This window comes from Brachyspira sp. SAP_772, assembly GCF_009755885.1.
In the GTDB taxonomy this organism is placed as follows: domain Bacteria; phylum Spirochaetota; class Brachyspiria; order Brachyspirales; family Brachyspiraceae; genus Brachyspira.
Genome location: NZ_VYIX01000250.1, coordinates 1 through 629 on the forward strand (window position 1 = coordinate 1; position 629 = coordinate 629).

1 protein-coding gene and 1 pseudogene are annotated in these 629 nt (G+C 24.9%); one reads left to right on the top strand and one right to left on the bottom strand.

All coding sequences use genetic code 11. The features are described 5' to 3' along the window. On the bottom strand, nucleotides 1-323 hold a 323-nt coding region (locus GQX97_RS13845), incomplete at its 3' end, for a cation:dicarboxylate symporter family transporter (protein ID WP_157152334.1). 142 nt (nucleotides 324-465) lie between these two features. Between GQX97_RS13845 and GQX97_RS15200 the strand changes: the two are divergent. Continuing rightward, nucleotides 466-629: pseudogene (locus tag GQX97_RS15200) on the top strand (EamA family transporter); the annotation flags it as partial.

Genomic DNA, 629 nt, shown 5'->3' on the forward strand with positions numbered 1-629 from the left:
ATATTCAAATTAGGTATTATTGCATATCCTGCAACAGTAGAAAATAAAGCAGCTCCCACAGAAGAGAAATAAGCCAAAGCAAGCATCACTCCCAACATCTTATTAGCTTTATTACCCATTCTTGTTATAGCAGGAGCAATAAATCCTAATACTATTAGAGGTACCATAAACGATATYACTTGATTAAGTACATATTTTATAGATTGTATTACATTGATTAAACCTTCATTAGAATATGTACCTATTAGAATTCCTACAACTATTCCTATAAACAGTTTTATCAGCAAATAGTCTTTTTTGCCTTTTTTGATAGACTCTTCCATAAATATTCTCCTAAAATAATTTCATACATATAAGTATAGTAATTTTTTCTTATATGTATATAAAAATTCATAAATAAATATATAAGATTTAATAAAAAATTATACGATATATTATAAATATGTTTATTTAAGGATATATTATATGTCGATTGTTTATGCRCTATTATCATCAATATTCGCTTCACTCACAGCAATACTAATAAAAATTGGTCTTAAAGATATTAATTCAAACCTAGCTACCGCAATAAGAACCATTATAATATTATTCATGTCTTGGATATTTATTTATGAATTTTTATATACATA